Here is a 300-nt window from a genome sequence, read left to right as displayed (position 1 = left end):
ATGTAGCTTATAATGGAACCCTAGTAGGTAATGATCTGGATGGTGACGCGCTGACATACAGCAAGGCTACTGATCCAACACATGGAACCGCTACCGTCAATGTAGATGGAACATATACTTACACGCCAGCAACCAACTATAACGGTCCTGATAGTTTCACTATCGAGATCAATGATGGTAATGGCGGTACTGCAACGGTAACAATTAATATCATCGTAACAGCGGTAAATGATGATCCGACAGGTGCGGACCAGAATATTACCACTCCTGAAGATGTAGTTTACAATGGAAGTGTGGTTG

General features: G+C 43.7%; 1 protein-coding gene. It reads left to right on the top strand.

Translation table 11 applies throughout. The features are described 5' to 3' along the window. Window positions 1-300: Ig-like domain-containing protein (locus tag BW716_RS36010; RefSeq protein ID WP_143709293.1), on the top strand; the 300-nt coding region annotated here is incomplete at both ends.

Origin of the sequence: [Flexibacter] sp. ATCC 35208 (assembly GCF_001975825.1) — a bacterium.
Classification (GTDB): domain Bacteria; phylum Bacteroidota; class Bacteroidia; order Chitinophagales; family Chitinophagaceae; genus Chitinophaga.
The sequence above is the reverse complement of the archived record's forward strand: the minus strand, read 5'-3'. Positions and strand labels throughout refer to the sequence as shown.